Source organism: Arthrobacter sp. ATA002, assembly GCF_026898095.1.
Lineage (GTDB): Bacteria > Actinomycetota > Actinomycetes > Actinomycetales > Micrococcaceae > Arthrobacter_B.
The window spans coordinates 3,298,754-3,318,716 of sequence record NZ_CP114015.1; the positions used below are offsets into that span (position 1 = coordinate 3,298,754).

Genomic DNA, 19,963 nt, shown 5'->3' on the forward strand with positions numbered 1-19,963 from the left:
CCGCCGCAGGGCGCCCATTTCGGGGATCTAGCTTAAAAATATGAAGCTCTCTACGCTGACTGCGGCGGGGCTCCTGTCCGGGGTGGCCGCCGCTGGAATTGCAGCCGCCGCTGCCCTGCACCGGCATCCCCTGCCGTCAGCGCTGCTCATCCGCGGTGTCTTCGCCGGGGCGGGCAGGGTCCCGGCGAAAAAAATGCTCCCCCACATTCCCCGGTTCACGGTGACCGGACACCGGGGACTGGAGTATCTGGGGACCGCAGCCAAGCCGTCCCTGGACCTGTTCCTGCCGGATGATCCGGACCGCACACCTCTTCCGGTGGTGCTGTGGATCCACGGCGGTGCCTGGATTTCCGGTTCCAAGGAAGATGTTGCCCCGTATCTGAAGGTCCTCGCCGGATACGGGTACGCCGTCATTGGAGTCGGCTACTCCGTCTCCCCCAAGGCGATCTATCCGGCCGCCGTGCGGGAGCTGAACTCCGCCCTGGGCTTTGTCCGCGAACACGCGGACCGCTACGGGCTGGACCCCAACCGGATTGTCCTGGCCGGTGACTCCGCCGGGGCGCAGCTGGCGGCGCAGCTGGCCCTGGCCGTCACCAATTCCGGCTACGCCGCGGAAACCGGAGTGATCCCCGCCGCCTCCCCCGAACAGCTGTGCGGAATCGTGCTGAACTGCGGAGTCTTCGATCTGGAGTCCGTGGCGCGCCTGCGCGGCCCGGTGGGCTGGGGGCTTCGGAAGGCGCTGTGGTCCTACACCGGTTCCAAGGACTGGGCGGCCACCAGCGCAGCGGGCCACATGTCCATCCCGGAGCACGTGGATCACCGTTTTCCGCCCACGTACATTTCCGGCGGAAACGGCGACAACCTGACCCTCACCCAGTCGGTGCCCCTGGCGGACCGGCTGGAGGCACTCGGAGTGCCCGTGGTGCGCCGGTTCTGGCCGAAGAACTACAAACCGTCTCTGGGCCACGAGTACCAGTTCCAGCTACACCGCCCGGAAGCCATGGAATCGCTGCACGAGACCGCGGCGTTCCTTGAGGCGGTGACCGGAGTGTCGGCCCTGCCGCGCAACCCGCTGGAGGATCAGGTCCTCCGGCCGGACTTCGACGTCCGGCCGGACGTGCGCCTCAGCGCCTGATCGGCGCCGGTCCTGGGCCGGGCCGGCCCAGGACCGGGGCCGCCCTGGACAACGTCAGGACCGGACGATAACGACGTCCAGGGTCCGGGGGCCGTGCACGCCCTCCACCCGTTCGAGCTCAATATCGGAGGTGGCACTCGGACCGCTGATCCAAGTCAGCGGCCGGGTTCCGTCCAGCCGGCGCAGGGCCTCGGGGAGGATCCCGGCAACGTCGTCTTCCCGCACCACGCAGATGTGGTGGTCCGGTACCAGGGTGATCGCGCGCCGCCCCTGGTTCGGGCTGCCGTCCAGGATGATCGTGCCGGTTTCCGCCACGGACACGGCGCTGCCGGTCACCACGGCGTCGACGGCGTCGAGTTCGGGCACGCTCAGCGGAGCCTCAAAGGCGTCGGCGCGCCGGCGGCCAGGGCCCGGGCGTCAGCGTCCGCCAGCCAGGCGCCGTCGATCCCCGCGGGAACCGCGTAACTGGCAGCGTCCCGGAGCAGCTCGGCGATCCGCGGAGCCAGCCCCGCCTCGTCAACCACGGTCACGCCGGCTTTGTAGTCCAGCAGCCGGTCCACCAGCAGCTCAATGCGTTCCCCGGCGCTCATTCCCGACTCTTCTCGGTACGTCCGCGGAATCTCCGGCACCGCCGGGTGGTCACGCAGCGCCGAGCGCAGCCGGTCCAGGATGTCATCCCGCGCGCTCATGCCTGTTCCCCTGTTTCGGTGGAGTTGTGCGTTTCGCTGTGGTTGTGCGCGGACCCGCCGGCGGCGGACTTTTCGTGTTCCTTGGCCCACCAGTCGCGGAAGGACTCCGACGGCGGCGCCGGGATGTCGCGGCTCTGTGTCCAGCCGCCCACCAGGCCGGGCAGCTTGGTGATTTTCTTCTTCCGTCCGGCAGCGATCCGGCCCAGCGGCAGCCCCTTTTCCAGCAGGCCCAGGTGCCTGCCGGAGGAGAAGGCCCAGGATGCGCCCTTCATCATGAGGTCCATCTGGGTGGGGAGCTTCTTCTTACCCCGCTTGCTGTCCACGTCCTCGGCGCGCAGGTGCACCAGGATTTCGGGGATGTTGATCTTCACGGGGCAGGCGTCGTAGCAGGCGCCGCACAGCGAAGAGGCGTACGGCAGCGAGTTGTTTTCCTCGGAGGTAATGCCTGTCATCAGCGGGGACAGGATCGCACCGATCGGCCCCGGGTAGGTGGATCCGTAGGCATGGCCGCCGGTGCGCTCGTAGACCGGGCACACATTCATGCACGCCGAGCAGCGGATGCAGTGCAGGGCGGAGCGGCCCATTTCATCGGCCAGGGCTGCGCTGCGGCCGTTATCCAGCAGCACCAGGTGCACGTTCTGCGGACCGTCACCGGGGGTGACGCCGGTCCACAGCGAGGTGTACGGGTTCATCCGCTCCCCGGTGGAGGAGCGCGGCAGCAGCTGCATGAACACTTCAGGTCCTGCCAGGACGGCAGCAGCTTCTCCACGCCCATCACGGTGATCAGGGTTTCGGGCAGCGTCAGGCACATGCGGCCGTTGCCCTCGGATTCGACGACGGCGAGGGTGCCGGCGTCGGCGATCGCGAAGTTGGCGCCGGAGATGGCCACCTTGGCGGAGAGGAACTTGCGGCGCAGGTGCGCCCGTGCCGCTTCGGCCAGCTTGGCCGGGTTGTCGGTGAGGTCCGGGTCCACCCCGGGCATTTCCCGCAGGAAGATGTCGCGGACCTGCGTGCGGTTCTTGTGGATGGCCGGGACCAGGATGTGGCTGGGCTTGTCGTGGTCAAGCTGGACGATCAGTTCGGCGAGGTCCGTTTCGTACGCGGCGATGCCCTGTTCTTCCAGGTACTCGTTCAGGCCGATTTCCTGGGTGGCCATGGACTTGACCTTGACCACCTCGTCCACGCCCTGTTCGCGGATCAGGCCGCGGACAATTTCGTTGGCTTCAGCCGCGTCCCGCGCCCAGTGGATGATGCCGCCGCGCGCGGTGAAGTTCTTTTCGAACTGTTCCAGCAGTTCGGGAAGCTGTGCCATGACCGCTTCCTTGGTGGCGCTGCCGGCGCTGCGCAGGTCCTCCCAGTCCGGCAGTTCCCCGACCACCCGCAGCCGCTTGTCGCGGATGGTGTGCGTGGCGTGGCCCAGGTTGGCCCGCAGCTGGGCGTTGCCCAGTTCCCGCTTGGCTGCGGAGGGAAAGGACTCGGTGGCGTTGAGGTTGCCCTGGCCAAAAACCGGCAGGGTGGGCATGCCCAAATACGTGGTGCTCATCGTGAAACCTTTCCGCCGACCAGGACGTCTCCGGTGACGGATACCGGATTCTCCCGAGTGCTGGCGAGGATGTCCGCAAAGTGCAGGGTGGTGACGCTGCTGCCCTGCCGGGAAAGCCCGCCGCCAATGTGCAGCAGGCAGGACGCATCGCCGCCGGAGCACAGCTCGGCGCCGGTGGCCGTGATGTTGGCGGTTTTGTCGTCCAGCATGGCCGTGGAGACGTCGGCGTTCTTCATGGAGAAGGTGCCGCCGAAGCCGCAGCACTGGTCCGCCTCGGGCAGCGGCTGCACGGTGATCCCGCCGACGGTCTGGAGCAGGTTCAGCTGCCGGTCCCCCAGCCGCAGCAGGCGCATGCCGTGGCAGCTGGGATGGTAGGTGACATTGTGCGGGAACCAGGAGCCCAGCTGCTCGGCGGCATTGGTGACCCCCAGCACGTCGGTGAGCAGCGCGGACAGTTCATAGGTCTTGGCGCCCACCGCCTCGGCGCGGGCCTCCAGGGCGGCATCGCCGCAGGAGCGCGCCACCATCGCGTGCTGGTGCTTGACGGAGGCGACGCAGGAACCGGAAGGCGCGACGGCGACGTCGTACTCCTGCGGTTCGAAGGCCTCCACGTGGTTCCGGACCACGGGCACGGCCTCGGGCAGATAGCCGGAGTTCACGTGCATCTGTCCGCAGCAGGCCTGGCCTGCCGGGAACACCACTTCGTGGCCGAGCCGCTCGAGGATGGCCACCGTTGCCCGGGCGGTGCGCGGGTACATGGCATCCACAATGCAGGTGGCGAATAGAGCAATTTTCATGGCTGCCTTTCAGCGGGGCAACACCCCGCACGTGTGGTCTGACCATAGTAGAACATGTTGGCCGCGTCACTTCCAAGCGGCGGTCGCTGGTGACAACCATCACAGACATCCGTGATTTGCGCTAGACTCTCCAATGGTCTGACCACAGTGGCCTGACCATACCCGTTAACAGTTATGCGGAGGACCCCGTGGAGTCGTTCATTCCCAGCACTGATCCAGTGCTCAACAGTGTCGCCGTGTCGGCGCTGGTGGCCCTGGTGCCGCTGCTGACCTTCTTTGTGCTGCTGGCCTACGTCAAAGTCAAGGCCCACGTCGCTGGTGCGGTCAGCCTGCTGGTGGCCCTCGCCGTCGCCGTCTTTGCGTATCAGATGCCGGCCGGCCTGGCAGTGCTGTCAGCCACCCAGGGCGCCGTTTTCGGCGCCTTCCCGGTGCTGTGGATCGTCATCATGGCCATTTGGCTGTACCAGGTCACCGTGCTCAGCGGCCGGTTCGAGGACCTGCGCCGCGTCTTCGACGTGATCGGCGGCGGCGACGTCCGCGTCCAGGCCATCCTCGTGGCCTTCTGCTTCGGCGGGCTGCTCGAAGCCCTGGCCGGCTTCGGCGCGCCGGTGGCCATTACCGCCACCATGCTGGTGGCCCTGGGCATCAAGCCGCTCAAGGCCGCCGCCGCCGTCCTGGTGGCCAACACCGCCCCCGTCGCCTTTGGCGCCATGGCCATTCCGATCACCACCGCCGCCTCCCTGACCGGCCTTGACGCCGGACACCTCGGCGCCGTCGTGGGACGCCAGGCACCGCTGCTGGCCCTCTTCGTGCCGCTGATCCTGGTGTTCATCCTGGACGGCCGCCGCGGCGTGAAGGACACCTGGCCCGCCGCCGTCGTCACCGGCGCCGCCTTTGCCGTTGCACAGGTCCTGTGCTCCACCTACTTCTCCTACGAACTCACCGACATCGTGGCAGCACTGGCCGGCCTGGGTGCCGCCGTCGTTTTCCTCAAGTTCTGGCAGCCCCGCGGCCTGGAAGCCGCCCGTGAGCGGATGGGCCTGCCGGCCCTGGCCACCGCCGGATCCGGCTCCGCTTCCGGCGGCGCCGGCGTTTCCGGCACCCGCGGCAGTGCAGCCAAGGACGGCGACTCGCTGACCCGCTCCCGCACCCTGCTGGCGCTTTTCCCGTACTTCCTGGTGATCCTCATCTTCGGCATCGCCAAGCTGTGGAAGTGGGGCGCGGACATTCCCGCGTTCCTGGCCTCCACGGACATCAAAATCCCCTGGCCCTGGCTGCATGAGCGCCTGCTCAGCGACGCCGGCGAACCGGTTTCGTCCACCATCTACACCTTCAACTGGCTGTCCAGCCCCGGCACCCTGCTGCTGATCACCGGACTGATCGTGTGCGCGGTCTACGCCAAGTACGACGACGGCGGCCGGTACGCGATGAGCGTGGGCAACGGCGTGGCCGAGATTTTCCGGACGATCTGGAACATGCGCTGGGCCGGCCTGACCATTCTCTCCGTCCTGTCGCTGGCATACGTCATGAACTTCTCCGGACAGACGGTGGCCATCGGCACCTGGCTGGCCGGTACCGGAGCGTTCTTCGCCTTCCTGTCCCCCGTGCTCGGCTGGGTGGGCACCGCCGTCACGGGTTCGGACACCTCTGCCAACGCGCTCTTCGCCCGGCTGCAGCAGACCGCCGGCCTGGAGGCGGGCATCGATCCGAACCTGCTGGTCGCCGCCAACACCACCGGCGGCGTGGTCGGCAAGCTGATCAGCCCGCAGAACCTCGCCATCGCGGTCACCGCCGTGAAGCTGGACGGGCAGGAATCAGTGCTGCTGCGCAAGGTGGTGGGCTGGAGCGTAGGCCTGCTGCTGGTGCTCTGCACCCTGGTCTACCTGCAGTCCACGCCGGTCCTGGGCTGGATGCTGCCCTAGCTCCCCGGAAGGGAACACCGGAATGCGGGGCCGGAATTCTCCGGCCCCGCATTCTTCTTAAAGAGTCCATTGTTTCATCCGGAGGTTCGGGAAACTCCTACCAAACCAAGTACCCCTGCTTGTACGGAACGTCCACGGTGTTGTAAACCGTCTGCGTCACTTCGCACGAGGGTGTCCGATACTGGGACATACCCGAGACGCGTGCCTGAAACACACCGTGCTGTCCGTGTCCCATGCTCTGCGGGGCCACCGTCAAGTAAGCGGACTCGCCGTAGGTCGTTGTCCTTTCGACCGTCGCGGCAATTCCTAATGTTGCACCGATATCCACAATTGCCACTTCGACGCCTACGTTGAGTTCCCCGCTGACGGTGGTTCCCACGGTCCCTGAGGTCTCCGAAGTAAAGACGAAGTCGACCGGTACGTCCCTATCATTCTGCGCGGCCTGCACGGGGCCGGTCGGAATGAACTGATCATCCCCGCGGCTCTGCACTGAGTAATACCAGCCGGCCTCGCACGCCCCCATCGGCGTTGCGGCGTCGTCAATCTCCGTTGCACTCGCGCTCCCTGCGGTCAGCAGGCTTCCGCCGCCAACCAGACCCAGGGCAAGTGCCGTTGCTGCGATTCGGTGATTCTTGCGTGACATATTATTTCCCTAACCTCAGGGAGGCCCATGGTGGTGTCTTGCCCGATATCTTCGGGCGGTGACCTCAACGGATGGTGCTAATTTGTCGTGCTTTATCGCGGAAGAGCAATGGAGCTTTTCCGATCAGATCCGCAATGACCGTTCCGATCAGGGGTACAGCCCTTCTCCAATTTGCGTCCTATGTCAACGGTTGTGCATTGTTTTGACTTCCGGGAATACCCTGAATCCCAAGCGGCACAAGGTAAGAAAGCTCATTAAAATAAATTGTTCCGGCTACTCGGATTGACCCTGCAGCGCTGCTCTCCGCCCCTCCGATTTCCTCTCCCCCGGAGCCGGTGGATGCAGCCGCGCATGCTCCCGGCACATGGCAGGATGGAGCGGTGACAGAACACCCGCGCCGCAGCTACGACCTGCTGCTGGAAAACATTGAAGCCGACCTCCGCTCCGGCGCCATTTCCCTGGGCGACCAGCTGCCCGGTGAACGGACGCTGGCAGAGACCTACGGCATTTCCCGCGCTTCCGTCCGGGAAGGAATCCGCATCCTGGATGCCATGGGCGTACTGCGGTCCTCCTCGGGCTCGGGGCCGAAATCGGGGGCGATCATCATCTCCGAACCCTCTGCCGGGCTGTCCTCAGCGCTGCGCCTGCACATGGCCAGCAGCAGGCTGCCGGTGGCGGATATTGTGCAGACCCGGGTTCTGCTGGAAACCTGGGCCGCCGCCGCGGCAGCAGCCAGGCCCCCGTCCGGGGCGGTGGATGAGGCACTGGCACGCGCCGCAGCCCTGCTCGAAGCGATGGACGCCCCGGAGATTGAACGGGAGGCGTTCCATTTGCTGGATGCCCAATTTCACGTCGAGCTGAGCTCGCTGGCCGGCAATGCGGTCATCGAAACCATGATGGCCTCCCTCAGCGGTGCCATCAGCGGCTATGTGAAAAACGCCGTGGACCGGATGGAGGACTGGACCGCGGTCATGACCCAGCTCCAGCTCCAGCACCACGGCATTTTCGACGCCGTAGCATCCCGGCGGGGCGACGACGCCGCCCGGCTGCTGCGCGAACACATCGAGTGGTTCTACGCCCGGATTCCGGCGGACGACGGCGATGGGCAGTAAGACGGCGATGGGCAGTAAGCGGGACGCCGCTGGGCCGCGGCACTAACCACCGCCGCTAACCGCCGGCCCACCACGGTCCGCCGCTGGCCCGGATAGTAAGCAGCCTGATAAAATTCCAGCAGCAACAGTGAGAGCCTACGAAGAGGAGAGTCCCTTGTCTATTTCCAGCCAGGATGCCGCGTCCACTGAAACGGCCAAACGCATCGCTGAGCGTATCGCGGACACCGGTGTCAGCATCGGCGTTTCCGAGTCTCTGACCAGCGGACTGCTCGCTTCTTTCCTCGGGGCCGCGCCGTCGTCGTCGGACTGGTTCCTCGGCGGGCTCACGGCCTACGCCACCTCGGTGAAGCGCTCGGTCCTGGGTGTCACGGCCGGGGCCGTGGTGTCGGCGGAGTCAGCGGCGCAGATGGCGGAGGGCACGGCCGGGCTCCTGGGCGCCGACCTGACCCTGGCCATCACCGGCTCCGGCGGCCCGGAACCGCAGGACGGCCGGGAACCCGGCACGGTTTTCTTTGGGATCACGGCCGCCGGGCAGGAACAGCCCGAAGTCGTTGAACGGTTCTTTGAGGGCGACCCGGAGGTTGTCATCCATGCCACGGCCGGCGCCGCCCTCGAACTGCTCGACGAGCGGCTGGAGAAGCTGCTCGCCGAGCGCGGCAGCCAGCGGTAGCTACTTGGGTAGGGGTCCCGGATTCGGCTTCGCTGAAGCCGAATCCGGGCTTCTGTGGTCTGACCAACTTTCGTCCTGCTGTGAACCGGCCTACATTTGGAGGTGGAGCACCGCAGCTCCCTGGAACGGTTGGATCGAAAAATGAGCCTTCACACGGAATTGCCCGCCCCGACGACGACCCCGGTCGCCGATCTGGGCTCCGAGAACATCAGCACCCGGGAAATCGACCGGCGCAAAATGGCCCACGACGCTTCCCATTACCTGATGATCCCCGAGGCAGTGGCCACCCCGCGCACGGCCGAGGAGGTCGCCGCCCTGCTGCGCCGCAGCCGGGAACTGGGCATCCCTGCCACGTTCCGCTCCGGCGGAACCTCCCTCTCCGGCCAAAGCCAAAGCGACAGCCTCCTGATTAACACCCGCCAGCACTTCCGCGGCATCGAGGTGCTCGACGGCGGCGCCCGGGTCCGCGTTCAGCCCGGCGCCACGGTGCGCGCCGTGAACTCCCGGCTGGCCGCCCACGGCCACAAGCTCGGTCCCGACCCCGCATCGGAAATTGCCTGCACCATCGGCGGCGTGGTGGCCAACAACTCCTCCGGCATGGCCTGCGGCACCGAGTTCAACACGTACCGGACGCTCGAATCCATGGTCCTGGTCCTGGCGTCGGGGACCGTGATCGACACGGCGGCGCCCGATGCCGAAACCAAGCTGCGCACGCTGGAACCGGAGCTCTTTGACGGGCTGCTGCGCCTGCGCGGACGGATCATTGCCAATCCGCACTCCGTGGCCACCATTGAGCGGCTGTTCTCCATGAAAAACACCATGGGCTACGGGCTGAACTCCTTCCTGGACTACGAGAACCCGGTGGACATCCTGACCCATCTGATGATTGGCAGCGAAGGCACGCTGGGTTTTGTGGCCGAAGCGACGTTCCGCACGGTTCCGGCGCTGCCCAAGGTGGCCACCGGGCTGATGTTCTTTGACTCCCTGGACCGGGCAGCCAGCGCGCTGCCGGATCTGGTGGCCTCCGGGCTGGCCACCATTGAACTCATGGATGCGACGTCGCTGCGCGTGGCGGCCGCCGACCCGACCGCTCCTGCGGAACTGCGCGGGCTGGACATCTCCGACCACGCCGCCCTGCTGGTGGAGCACCAGGCCCGCACCGCTGAGGAGCTGGCCGAAAAGCGCGACAGCTCCCGGGCGCTGTACGAGTCCCTGCCGCTGGCCGCCCCCTTGCCATGACCTCCGCCGCCAAGGACCGGGCCGCTATGTGGCACCTGCGCAAGGGCCTCTACACCACGGTGGCCGGAGCACGCCCGTCCGGAACCAACGCCCTGCTGGAGGACATTGTCGTCCCGGTCCCCTCCCTCGCGTCCACCTGCGGCGAGCTGTCCCGGCTGTTCACCGAGCACCGTTACCGCGACTCCGTCATCTTCGGCCATGCCAAGGACGGCAACGTCCATTTCATGCTCAATGAACGCTTCGACGACCCGGCGGAGCTCGCCCGCTACCAGGCTTTCACCGAGGACATGGTGGATTTGGTGCTGGGCAACGGCGGCTCGCTCAAGGCCGAACACGGAACCGGCCGGATCATGGCCGCGTTTGTCCGCCGGCAGTACGGCGACGAGCTCTACGCCGTCATGCGCGAACTGAAGGCACTGATCGATCCGCCGAACCTGCTCAACCCCGGCGTGCTGATCAACGACGACCCGCTCTCCTACATCGCGGACCTCAAGGTGGCCCCCACCGTGGAGGCCGAGGTGGACCGCTGCGTGGAGTGCGGCTACTGCGAACCCGTCTGCCCCAGCAAGGACCTGACCACCACTCCGCGGCAGCGGATTGTGCTGCGCCGTGAGATCGCCGCGGCCGAAGCCCGCGGCGACACTGCCCTGGCAAAGGAACTGCGCAGGGACTACGACTACGACGGCGTGCAGACCTGCGCGGCTGACGGCATGTGCGTCACGGCCTGCCCGGTGCTGATCAACACCGGCGACCTGGTCCGCCGGCTGCGCCAGGAGAACGCCAATCCCGTGGCTGACCTGGGCTGGAAGAGCGCGGCCGGGCACTGGTCCACCGTGACAGTGGCCGGCGGCATGGCACTGAGCCTGGCCAAGGCGATGCCGCCGCTGCTGCCCAAGGCGGCCACCGCCGTCGCGCGCGCAGTGGCCGGCAGCGAAACCGTTCCGGCCTACGAAACCGTGCTTCCGGCCGGCGGATCCAAGCGGAAGCCGCTGGAAAGCCCGGCTGCCGTCGCCGTGTATTTCCCGGCCTGCATCGGCACCATGTTCGGTCCCGCCGAAGCGGACGGAGCGGGCGGCGGCGTCTCAGCGGCGTTCCTGGAACTGTGCGGACGCGCCGGGGTTGATGTGCGCATTCCGGCCGGCATCGGCGACCTCTGCTGCGGAACCCCGTGGAAGTCCAAGGGTTTCGCCAAGGGATACTCGGTCATGACCGAGCGGGTACTGGCCAACCTGTGGGAAGCCACCGGCGGCGGGGCGCTTCCCGTGGTCTGCGATGCCGCATCCTGCACCGAAGGACTGGACACCATGAAACGGCTGGCCGGGGAGAGCCCGGAGTACCCGGGCCTGATGTTCGTGGATTCGGTCGAATTCGTGCGGGACACCGTGCTGCCGCAGCTGGAGGTGACCCGCCGGCTGCCCTCGATGGCGCTGCACCCCACCTGCTCCTCCACCCAGCTGGGAGCCAATGAAGCCCTGCATGCCCTCGCGGACGCGGTGGCGGACGACGTCTTTGTACCGCCCAGCTGGGGCTGCTGCGCGTTTGCGGGTGACCGCGGACTGCTGCATCCGGAGCTGACGGAATCAGCCACGGACAGCCAGGCCGCCGAAATCAACGAGCGGGAATTCGCCGCCTACGCCTCGGTGAACCGGACCTGCGAGATCGGCATGTCCAAGGCCACCGGGCACACCTACCGCCATGTGCTGGAGTATCTGGCCGAGGCCACGCGGTAGGACGGCTGCTCCCCACCAGTGTCACCCCGGCCGCCTAGGGTGGGGCCTGTATACGCATCGATCGCCGGCACCGGCACCGAAATTTCCGGAACCGGCGTCGAAATTTCAGGAACGGGAGCAGCCAATGGAAAACAACCAGACAGTGGAGCGCATCCGGCAGACGGGGCGGCTGGGCTTCGGCACGGCCCCACTCGGCAACCTCTACCGTGCCGTACCGGAGGATGAGGCCCTGGGTGCCGTCGAAGCCGCCTGGCAGCATGGCATCCGGCATTTCGACACCGCGCCCCACTACGGTCTTGGCCTGGCCGAACGCCGGCTCGGGGAGGTCCTTGCGGGCAAGCCGCCCGGGGATTACCTGCTGTCCAGCAAGGTTGGCCGGCTGCTGCGTCCGAACCCTTCACCGCAGGGCATGGACCCGGAGGGGTTTGACGTCCCCGATGACCTCACCCGAATCTACGATTACTCCCGCGACGGCGTGCTGCGCTCCATCGAGGAGAGCCTGGAGCGGCTGGGCACGGACCGCCTGGACGTGGTCTACATCCACGACCCGGACGACCACTGGGAGGAAGCCATTTCCGGCGCCGTCCCGGCCCTGTCCGGGCTGCGGGACGAAGGCGTCATCGGCGCCTACGGGGCGGGCATGAACCAGTCGGCCATGCTGGAGCGGTTCGTACGGGAGGCCGATCTGGACCTGGTGATGCTTGCCGGGCGCTACACGCTGCTGGAACAGACCGGCGCCCGCAGCCTCATCACTGCCTGCCGCGAGCGCGGTGTTGGCATCGTCAACGTGGGCGTTTTCAACTCCGGCATCCTGTCGGCGGACCGCCCGGCACCGGACGCCATGTACAACTATGCCCCCGCCCCATCGTCCGTCCGGGAACAGGCCACTGCCCTGGCGGACCTCGCCGAGAAGCACGGCACCACCCTGCCCGCGGCCGCCCTGGCGTTTCCCTACCGCGAACCTGCTGTGGCCGCCGTCGTGCTGGGCATGAGCACGGCCGGTCACGTGGAACGGAACACACACCTGCGCGGCGCCGTCATTCCCGAACAGTTCTGGCAGGACGCAGCCGCCCTCGATACGGTCAACTAAGGCAGCGCACCGCAACGGACAGCCGCCGGGCGTCGCCGGCGCCGTCAAGCGAACGACCCTCAGGAAGACTGCGAGGGCAGTGTGGGTGGAATCTCAGGCATCTCCTGCAGTGACCACTGGTTGCCGTCCGGGTCGCTGAAGTACACGAACGTTCCCCACTCCAGCGGGGTGATTTCGCTGGCGGTGATCCCGTGGTCCGCCAGGTGCTGCCGGGCCTCGGCGGCGCTGGGAACCACCACCTGGATGCGCTGCGTGCCCGGTTCCATGTCCGTGGTCCCCGGGCCGATCACCACGGAGCAGGCGGACCCCGGCGGAGTGAGCTGCACGAAGCGGAGCTCCGGATTCACGCGTTCATCGAAGTCCGCGGTGAACCCGACTTGGTCCACGTAGAACGCCTTGGATGCGTCCACGTCGGAGACCGGCACGGGTACGAGTTCAATTTTCCAGTCCATGCCCGTCACGGTACGGCTGCCGGTGGCGCCGGAGAATCCCTCTGCGGCCAGTTACGGTCCGCATTTTTTCGCTCCGTCATGTAAGTATGCTGAGGAATAACGTCAGGGATCCCCGTGTTGCCGCCTATATGACAGAGCAGAGCGTATCCCCCGTCCCCCCGACCATTGATCTCAAGGACCTGGGCACTGTCCGCCGTCTGGGCTTCGGTGCCATGCGCATCGTCGGGCCCGGCGTTTGGGGCGAACCCGAAAGCCGCGGCACCGCCGTCGACGTCGTACGCCGTGCCGTGGAACTGGGCGTGGACTTCATCGACACCGCCGACTCCTACGGTCCGAACATCAGCGAGGAAATCATCGCCGAGGCGCTGTACCCGTACCCCGACGGCGTGCGGATCGCCACCAAGGTCGGCTTCGTCCGCACCGGCCCGGACGTCTGGGTGCCGGTGGGCCGCCCGGAGTACCTGCGCCAGCAGGTGGAGCTGAGCCTGCGCAAGCTAAGGTTGATTCCCTGGACCTGTTGCAGCTGCACCGCATCGATCCCAAGGTTGACGCCGAAGAGCAGTTCGCCGTGTTGCGGGATCTGCAGCAGGAGGGCAAGATCAAGGCCCTCGGCCTGTCCCAGGTTTCGGTGGAGGAGCTGGAAGCCGCCGGGAAGTACTTCACTGTCTCCACCGTGCAGAACCGCTACAACCTCACCGACCGTTCCTCCGAGGACGTGCTGAACTACGCCGAGGCCAACGGCATCGGCTTCATCCCGTGGGCTCCGATTTCAGCCGGCGAGCTGGCTCAGCCCGGCGGTCCCGTGGCCGAAGCCGCCAAGCGCCTGAATGCCACCGATTCCCAGGTGGCCCTGGCCTGGTTGCTGCGCCGCTCCCCCGTCATGATGCCAATCCCCGGCACCGGTTCCATTCCCCACCTCGAGGAAAACCTCGCCGCCGCTGATCTGGTGCTCGACGACGCCACGTACGAAGAGCTCAGCGCCGCCAGCAAGTAAGCTGCCTCCAGGCAAAACCCACGCACCACCGCCGGGCCGCCCCGGCATGCACCACCGTTTCCCACCGAAGGAGTACCACCCCATGGCAAATATCCTCATGGTCGTTTCAGCAGCTGATTCCCTCACGATGAAGGACGGCAGCGAGCACCCCACCGGTTTCTGGGCCGAGGAACTCGTTGAATCGCACCGCGTCCTCCGCGAAGCCGGGCACACCGTCCGCATCTCCACCCCGAACGGCACCAAGCCGACCGTGGATGCGGTCAGCCTGGATCCGGCGCAGGCCGGCGGCGAGGAGCGGGCCGTGGCCTTCACCAACTACCTCTCCTTCATCGACGCCGAACTGACCGCGCCGCTGGCCCTCGCGGATGTGGACGCGGCGGAGTACGACGCCGTGATCATGCCGGGCGGGCACGGGCCCATGGCGGATCTGGCCTTCGATAAGGATCTCGGCCGGATTCTGATTGCGGCCGACAACGACGGAAAGATCATCGCTCCGTTCTGTCACGGCCCGGCTGGCTTGCTGAGCGCCGAGACCGAGAACGGCGACTTCGTTTTTGCCGGCCGCAAACTGACCGTCTTCACCGATGAGGAGGAGCTCGGCGGCGGCACCGGGGAAAACACCCCCTGGTTTGTCGAGGACGTGCTGCGCAACAAGGGCGCCGAAGTGGAAACCGGCCCGGCCTGGTCCAGCTTCGTGGTCCGGGACCGGAACCTGATTTCCGGACAGAATCCGCAGTCCAGCGAGGACGTGGCCCAGGCTGTGCTCGCTGCACTGGGCGAACAGGACTGAACCTGTGACTGTCCTGATTGCCGGCTGCGGTGATCTGGGCACGGAAGCCGGCCTGCGGTTCGCCGCGGCCGGCTTTTCCGTGCTCGGATGGCGCCGCTCGCCGGAGAAGCTCCCCGCCCCGCTCACCGGGGCGGCCGCGGATCTGACCAGCGCTGACCTGCCACCCATCCCCGCCGACACCGACGTCGTCGTCATTGCGGTGGCGGCGGGCAGCCGCAGCGTTGAGGCCTACCGGGCCGCGTACGTGGACGGCACCGCGCACGTCCTCAACGCACTGGAGCGCGACGGCGTGAACCCGCGCCGGATCCTGTTTGTCTCCTCCACCGCGGTGTACGGCGACGCCGGCGGCGGCTGGGTGGATGAGGAAACCCCGGCAGCGCCGGCGACCGCCACCGGAGCCGTCATCCTTGAAGCGGAGCAGTTGCTGCACGCGCGCCGGCCGGACGCCGTGGTGCTGCGGCTCGCCGGTATCTACGGGCCCGGCCGCACCCGGCTGATCGATTCCGTGCAGGCCGGCACCGCCGTCGTGCCCGCCTCCGCCCAGCTGACCAACCGGATCCACCGCGACGACGCCGCAGCCGCCATTGTGCATTTGGCTGCGGAGGTTGCCGATCCCGCCCCGCTGTATGTGGGTGTCGACGACGAGCCGGTGGATTTGGCCGCGGTGCTGCGCTTCCTGGCCGCGGAACTGGGGCGGGACCTGCCCGCCCCGGCGGAAAGCGGCTCCAGCCGCGGCGGCAACCGTAAACTCTCCAATGCCCGGCTGCGTGGCACCGGATTCGCGTTTGCCTACCCCACGTTCCGGGAGGGCTACCGGGCGGTCCTAGCCGGGCAGGGGATCCGCCACCCCTAGTTCGGCTTTACCTCCAGCAGCTCCACCAGCACCGCGGGAAAGTCGGTAATGAGCGCGTCGGCGCCCAAATCGATCATCCGGGACATCTCCGCGGTGTCATTGACCGTGTAGACCCACAGTCCCAGCCCGGCAGCCCGGACGGCGGCGGCGCTGTCCGGCGTGAGGGAATGATGATCCGCCACGATTCCCTGCAGGCCCCGGACGGCGCCGCCGGCGAGCACCGCCGCGTCCGGCACCGTTTCCACGAGCTGCCATGCCGGAACCTCCGGCGCCAGCCGCGCAAAGGCCCTGACCGCTTCCGGGTCAAAGGAGCTCACCGCCACGGGGTTCTGCCCGCGCAGCCGCATCCAGTCCGGTTCCCGCAGGGCGGCGGCAACGGCCTCCTCGACTCCGGGGGATTCCTGCGGCGCCTTGATTTCCAGGTTGATGCCCAGCGCAAAGTCCACCGCGGCGGGCAGCTCGGACAGGAACAGAACCGGTTCCCCGGCGAACTCTTCACCGAACCAGCCGCCGGCATCGAGGCGGCGGAGTTCGGCGGCCGTGAAGGACGTGATCGGAGCGTCGGCGCGCTCCGGAAAAACCTCCGCCACATTGGTGGTCCTGCCGCCGGTGCCGTCATGGCAAAGGAACGGCTCGCCGTCGGCGCTGAGCCGGACATCCGTTTCCACCATGTCCGCCCCGGCCGCCAGCGCGCGGGCGAAGGCTGCCGCCGTGTTTTCCGGTGCCAGCCCGCTGTTGCCGCGGTGTCCCACCACCAGCGGTCCGGGCCTGTTGCCTGATTTCATGGTCCCTGCTCCCTCACCCTGCTGCGGTCCTGTCCTCTCCACACTGTAGTTTGCTGGCTCCTGCACCACTCCCAAACGGCGGAAGGTGCCCGTTCCATTGCTGGGACGGGCACCTTCGGCGGACGTGCGGGGATTCGGGGTCAGCTCAGGGAAACGGGCGGACCCAGGATCAGGAGAACATTGAAGACGACGACGACGGCGGCCAGCACCACGACCACCGAAACCACAGGCCGGCGGAGCACCATGGCCTGGACCTTTTCCGGAAAGTTAGCCGGAGACTCGCCGCCGGGCGCCAGCCGCCAGCCGCCGTCGAGCTTTCCCCTGCGGTCCATCGTGCGTTCGAAGGGGATGGTGGCGTACGGAATGACGGCGGTGACCAGGCCGAGGAAGATCGTACCCACGGACCACTTCTGGTTGACGCCAACAAAGACCGTGCTGACGGCGTAGGAGAGGAACACAAAGCCGTGCAGGCCGCCGGCGATCGGAGTGAAAGCCTCGTTGTCCAGAACGTACTTGGCGAACATGCCGGCCAGGAGCAGGGTCCAGGTGACGGCCTCGGCGAAGGCCAGGGTGCGGAACAAAGTGCGGGGAGTCATCAGGCTCTCTCGGTAGGGAGGGTACTGCTGCCGTACCGCTGGAGCAGCTGCTTGCCAACGGGTTGTCAGTATCGTACCGCGGCAGGGCCTGGCCTTCCCCACGGAAACCGGTCCGTGCGAGCAAGATCAACCTTTTGACTGACCCTGTCCCGCGGCCCGGCGAGCCTGGGCGGGCGCCTGCTTTCGGCGGTCCGGCGCTTTCGGCGGTCCGGCGCCTTCGGCGGGCGCGAGCCTTCCGCGGTCCGGTGGACACATTCAAGTAGTCCGGATCCGCGGCCGCACGGGATTGCCGGGATAGGCTCGGCACGCGCAGCGGTTCGAAGCCCTTCGAACTGCGGTGCGTTCAGCCGGCACCGTTCACGTTTGGGGAAAATCCGTGATTACGTTCATTAAGGCCCTGCCGCAGCCGCTCAAAACGCTGTACATTCTCGTGTTTGCCGTCTTCGCGGTGGGATTCGTCCTCACGGTCGCAGGCAATCTCAGCGGAACCACCGCCGACGGCCTGCCCGTATGGTTTCCGGTCATGGGTGCCCTCATGGTGCTGATTGGCATCTGTCTGGCGACCGACTACAAGTCATCAGCCGTGATTTCCGCCCGGGCCGCGGGGAACCACCGACCGATGGGCATGCGCAACTCCCGCACCTTGAGCCCACGCCCGGGTTCGTGCGGTTGATCGGCGCATTCTTTACGGTGCCCGGCTCCATCTTTGTTGTCCTGGGCATCACCAGGTTTCTGTGATCCGGAAGCTACTTCCCATACGTCAGCGGTTCGGTGATCCAGTCCAGGTCCTTCCAGCGGTCCACCCGCTGCAGGATGGCGAAGCTGCTCCGGCAGAACTCCTCCACCGCCTGCTGCGGATCGGGGGCGGCAAAGGCATCCTCGAGCCGGAAGACAAACTCGTTTTCCTGTTTCAGGAACTGCGCCTTGTGCGGTGCCAGCAGGGAGCCGTAGCTGCCGATGTCCGCCAGGAACGGATACGGCAGGACATAGAACGACGGCGCCGCTGACTTGGTGTCGCCGGGCCAGAAACCGAATTCGCAGAACTGCTCGTCGAAGCCGTTCCTGCCGATTGCGTCCGATCCCGGATAGGGCGCCGGCTGACCGCTGAAGACATTGCCGGACAGGTCCATGGTGCCGAACCAGTACGCCGGCATGTCCACTTTTCCGCGCATCGGGGCCAGGAACCCGGCCAGCGACCGGTACGCAAACTGCAGGTTCGCCAGAAACAGCTCCACCGCTTCCCGGTCATAGGAACGGTGTTTTCGGTCCCGGTCAAAGGGCGTGGGATCGTAGAACTCCTGCGGGGTGGTGTTGATCGGGGTCGGCGTGCCGATCGTCTCGAGCGAGGCCATCAGTTCGCGGTGGAAGTCGGCCACGCTGAGTCCGTCCAACAGCGGAATCCGGACCCGTATACCCAGGCTGTTCTGCACATCCACATGGTGCTGGGCCAGATTGAAATAAATCTCGAAGTTGCAGCCGTCGGCGGGAATGATGCCGGTGCCGATGCCCTGGATGGTGGGTTCCAGCCGAATGTGCGCCCACTCCGGGCGTTTGTAGCTGCGTGCCAGTTTCACCTTTCCCGCCATCTGCAGGAACAGGTGCAGGGTGTCGGCGGTGTCCTGCCAGTCGGTGTAGTTTCTGAACCTCTTGTCCATGGAATTCACCTCTTCATGGCGGCGGGATGGCGGCGGGAACCGGCGGCTGGACATGCCCGGCCGGGGTCCTCCCAGTGTGAAACGTGCCTGTTTGCCGGTCAACGACCGGCAGCCTGCTGGCTAGACTGAAATCCCAACCAGACGGAGCCCTGATGAACGCCCCACCCTATGCTGTCCCCGGTGCCGCCGCCGGCCCCACGGCCAGCCATGTCCCAGCGGCCGTAATCGCCGACGTCGACACCGGCATGGACGACGCCCTGGCCCTGGTGTTCCTGGCGCGGGATCCCCGCATCGACCTGCTGGCCGTCACCTGCGTGGCGGGGAACACCGGCGTCGACCGCGTGGTGCGCAACACCCTGGACGTGCTGCACGCCGCCGGTGCCGGCGGCATCCCCGTGGCCCGCGGCGCGGAGCGGCCCTGATCAACGATCCCCTCGACGCCCATGCCTTCCACGGCGACAACGGGCTGGGCGGGATCGAGCTGCCGCGCAGCCCGCACTCCCCGCCGCCGCGGCCGCCGTCGAGCTGATGCACCGCACCGTCGAGGATTCGCCGGTTCCGGTGACGCTCCTGGCGCTGGGCCCGCTGACCAACGTGGCGCTCTTCCTGCGCGCCTATCCCGCCACCGCGCGGAAGCTCGGCCGCATCGTGTTCATGGGCGGCTCCGCCGGGATCGGCAACGCCACGTCACACGCGGAATTCAATGCCTGGCATGATCCCGAAGCGCTGGCCGTCGTAATTCACAGCGGCATCCCCACCGTCATGTACGGCCTCGATGTCTTCGTGCAGGCGACAGTGGAGCCCGGGCAGTACCTTCCGCTGAAGGACGCGCCCGACGACGGCGTCCGGCTGGTCGGCGGGCTCCTCGCCGTCGGCGGACTGCGCGGCGGGACGGAGCCGCAGCCGGTGACCATCGGCGACGCCGGCGCTGCGTGCCTGGTCGCGGTGCCCGAAACCGTTGAGCTCCAGCGGTATCCGGTGCGGGTGGAACTTACCGGGCACAGCCGCGGCCAAACGCTGGTGGACCGGCGCCTGCAGCCTGGGGAAAGCGAGCACCATGGCACGGCCGGCCCGGTGCCCGTCATCGACGTCGCGGTGGGTTTGGACCACCGGCTGATGACCGGGACGTTCCTGAACACCGTGCAGCTGCCCGCCGTCGTGAACCGTTAGCTGCGGCGGATCGGCGGCCAAGGTCCGCGGTTGGGCCCGCCGGTTCACGGCCCCTAGTGGTACAGGCCACTGCAAGGCACCCTTGTTCCACGGCACCG

At 67.0% G+C, this 19,963-nt stretch carries 18 protein-coding genes and 3 pseudogenes; 12 read left to right on the forward strand and 9 right to left on the reverse strand.

Translation table 11 applies throughout. The annotated features are described in order from the left end of the window. The first annotated feature begins 40 nt into the window (after positions 1–40). Positions 41–1,135, forward strand: a complete 1,095-nt coding sequence (locus OL239_RS16285; RefSeq protein ID WP_268909773.1) for an alpha/beta hydrolase — start codon at positions 41–43, stop codon at positions 1,133–1,135. A gap of 54 nt (positions 1,136–1,189) precedes the next feature. On the opposite strand, the gene OL239_RS19735 is transcribed toward OL239_RS16285, so the two are convergent. From OL239_RS19735 to OL239_RS16300, 4 genes and pseudogenes are all read right to left on the reverse strand, one after another. Continuing rightward, the gene (locus tag OL239_RS19735; RefSeq protein ID WP_329609258.1) at positions 1,190–1,501 is read right to left on the reverse strand and encodes a LutC/YkgG family protein; all 312 of its coding nucleotides are present in this window, start codon (positions 1,499–1,501) and stop codon (positions 1,190–1,192) included. Between the two features lie 2 nt (positions 1,502–1,503). Continuing rightward, a complete protein-coding gene (locus OL239_RS19740; protein WP_329609259.1) occupies positions 1,504–1,824 on the reverse strand; it encodes a hypothetical protein in 321 nt (106 codons plus the stop codon). Further along, positions 1,821–3,367 (reverse strand): annotated as a pseudogene (locus OL239_RS16295) (LutB/LldF family L-lactate oxidation iron-sulfur protein). Before OL239_RS16295 ends, OL239_RS19740 begins: the two are co-directional and overlap by 4 nt. Further along, positions 3,364–4,164, reverse strand: a complete 801-nt coding sequence (locus OL239_RS16300) for a (Fe-S)-binding protein (RefSeq protein WP_268909774.1) — start codon at positions 4,162–4,164, stop codon at positions 3,364–3,366. Before OL239_RS16300 ends, OL239_RS16295 begins: the two are co-directional and overlap by 4 nt. A gap of 188 nt (positions 4,165–4,352) precedes the next feature. Here OL239_RS16300 and OL239_RS16305 point away from each other — a divergent pair, with 188 nt between their 5' ends. Then, positions 4,353–6,086 carry an L-lactate permease gene (locus OL239_RS16305; RefSeq protein ID WP_268909775.1) on the forward strand — a complete coding sequence of 578 codons (1,734 nt, stop codon included), beginning with the start codon at positions 4,353–4,355 and terminating at the stop codon, positions 6,084–6,086. Positions 6,087–6,183: 97 nt separating this feature from the next. Here the strand turns inward: OL239_RS16305 and OL239_RS16310 are convergent, their stop codons facing one another. Beyond that, positions 6,184–6,729, reverse strand: coding sequence for a hypothetical protein (locus OL239_RS16310; RefSeq protein ID WP_268909776.1), 546 nt, complete (start codon positions 6,727–6,729; stop codon positions 6,184–6,186). Positions 6,730–7,109: 380 nt separating this feature from the next. Here OL239_RS16310 and OL239_RS16315 point away from each other — a divergent pair, with 380 nt between their 5' ends. The 4 genes and pseudogenes from OL239_RS16315 to OL239_RS16330 all read left to right on the forward strand — a co-directional run bounded on the left by OL239_RS16315 (position 7,110) and on the right by OL239_RS16330 (position 12,570). After that, on the forward strand, positions 7,110–7,841 hold the full coding sequence (locus OL239_RS16315) for a FadR/GntR family transcriptional regulator (RefSeq protein WP_268909777.1): 732 nt from the start codon (positions 7,110–7,112) through the stop codon (positions 7,839–7,841). A gap of 154 nt (positions 7,842–7,995) precedes the next feature. Then, a complete protein-coding gene (locus OL239_RS16320) occupies positions 7,996–8,511 on the forward strand; it encodes a CinA family protein (protein ID WP_268909778.1) in 516 nt (171 codons plus the stop codon). 141 nt (positions 8,512–8,652) lie between these two features. Then, positions 8,653–11,480: pseudogene (locus OL239_RS16325) on the forward strand (FAD-binding and (Fe-S)-binding domain-containing protein). Between the two features lie 124 nt (positions 11,481–11,604). Further along, a complete protein-coding gene (locus tag OL239_RS16330) occupies positions 11,605–12,570 on the forward strand; it encodes an aldo/keto reductase (RefSeq protein WP_268909779.1) in 966 nt (321 codons plus the stop codon). Positions 12,571–12,629: 59 nt separating this feature from the next. On the opposite strand, the gene OL239_RS16335 is transcribed toward OL239_RS16330, so the two are convergent. Beyond that, positions 12,630–13,022, reverse strand: a complete 393-nt coding sequence (locus OL239_RS16335) for a VOC family protein (RefSeq protein WP_268909780.1) — start codon at positions 13,020–13,022, stop codon at positions 12,630–12,632. A gap of 212 nt (positions 13,023–13,234) precedes the next feature. On the opposite strand from OL239_RS16335, the pseudogene OL239_RS16340 reads away from it, so the two are divergent. The 3 genes and pseudogenes from OL239_RS16340 to OL239_RS16350 all read left to right on the forward strand — a co-directional run bounded on the left by OL239_RS16340 (position 13,235) and on the right by OL239_RS16350 (position 15,659). Continuing rightward, positions 13,235–14,016 (forward strand): annotated as a pseudogene (locus OL239_RS16340) (aldo/keto reductase). 82 nt (positions 14,017–14,098) lie between these two features. Beyond that, the gene (locus OL239_RS16345) at positions 14,099–14,806 is read left to right on the forward strand and encodes a type 1 glutamine amidotransferase domain-containing protein (RefSeq protein ID WP_268909781.1); all 708 of its coding nucleotides are present in this window, start codon (positions 14,099–14,101) and stop codon (positions 14,804–14,806) included. A 4-nt stretch (positions 14,807–14,810) separates the two neighbouring features. Further along, positions 14,811–15,659 carry an NAD-dependent epimerase/dehydratase family protein gene (locus tag OL239_RS16350; protein WP_268909782.1) on the forward strand — a complete coding sequence of 283 codons (849 nt, stop codon included), beginning with the start codon at positions 14,811–14,813 and terminating at the stop codon, positions 15,657–15,659. Here OL239_RS16350 and OL239_RS16355 read toward each other — a convergent pair. Together OL239_RS16355 and OL239_RS16360 are read right to left on the reverse strand one after the other, a co-directional pair. After that, positions 15,656–16,444 carry a glycerophosphodiester phosphodiesterase gene (locus OL239_RS16355; RefSeq protein ID WP_268909783.1) on the reverse strand — a complete coding sequence of 263 codons (789 nt, stop codon included), beginning with the start codon at positions 16,442–16,444 and terminating at the stop codon, positions 15,656–15,658. The two genes, OL239_RS16350 and OL239_RS16355, sit on opposite strands and share 4 nt — an antisense overlap. 140 nt (positions 16,445–16,584) lie before the next feature. Next, positions 16,585–17,040, reverse strand: coding sequence for a DUF3817 domain-containing protein (locus tag OL239_RS16360; protein ID WP_268909784.1), 456 nt, complete (start codon positions 17,038–17,040; stop codon positions 16,585–16,587). A 376-nt stretch (positions 17,041–17,416) separates the two neighbouring features. On the opposite strand from OL239_RS16360, the gene OL239_RS16365 reads away from it, so the two are divergent. Beyond that, positions 17,417–17,713 (forward strand): hypothetical protein, encoded by a 297-nt coding sequence (locus tag OL239_RS16365; protein WP_268909785.1) that lies wholly within the window; start codon positions 17,417–17,419, stop codon positions 17,711–17,713. Between the two features lie 73 nt (positions 17,714–17,786). Here the strand turns inward: OL239_RS16365 and OL239_RS16370 are convergent, their stop codons facing one another. After that, on the reverse strand, positions 17,787–18,695 hold the full coding sequence (locus OL239_RS16370; RefSeq protein WP_268909786.1) for a DUF5996 family protein: 909 nt from the start codon (positions 18,693–18,695) through the stop codon (positions 17,787–17,789). A 152-nt stretch (positions 18,696–18,847) separates the two neighbouring features. Here OL239_RS16370 and OL239_RS16375 point away from each other — a divergent pair, with 152 nt between their 5' ends. Next, complete coding sequence (locus tag OL239_RS16375) at positions 18,848–19,117, forward strand: nucleoside hydrolase (protein ID WP_268909787.1); 270 nt, start codon at positions 18,848–18,850, stop codon at positions 19,115–19,117. Then, entirely contained in the window at positions 19,074–19,865 is a 792-nt protein-coding gene (locus OL239_RS16380) for a nucleoside hydrolase (protein ID WP_442864165.1), read from the forward strand. Before OL239_RS16375 ends, OL239_RS16380 begins: the two co-directional genes overlap by 44 nt. Positions 19,866–19,963: the final 98 nt, after the last annotated feature.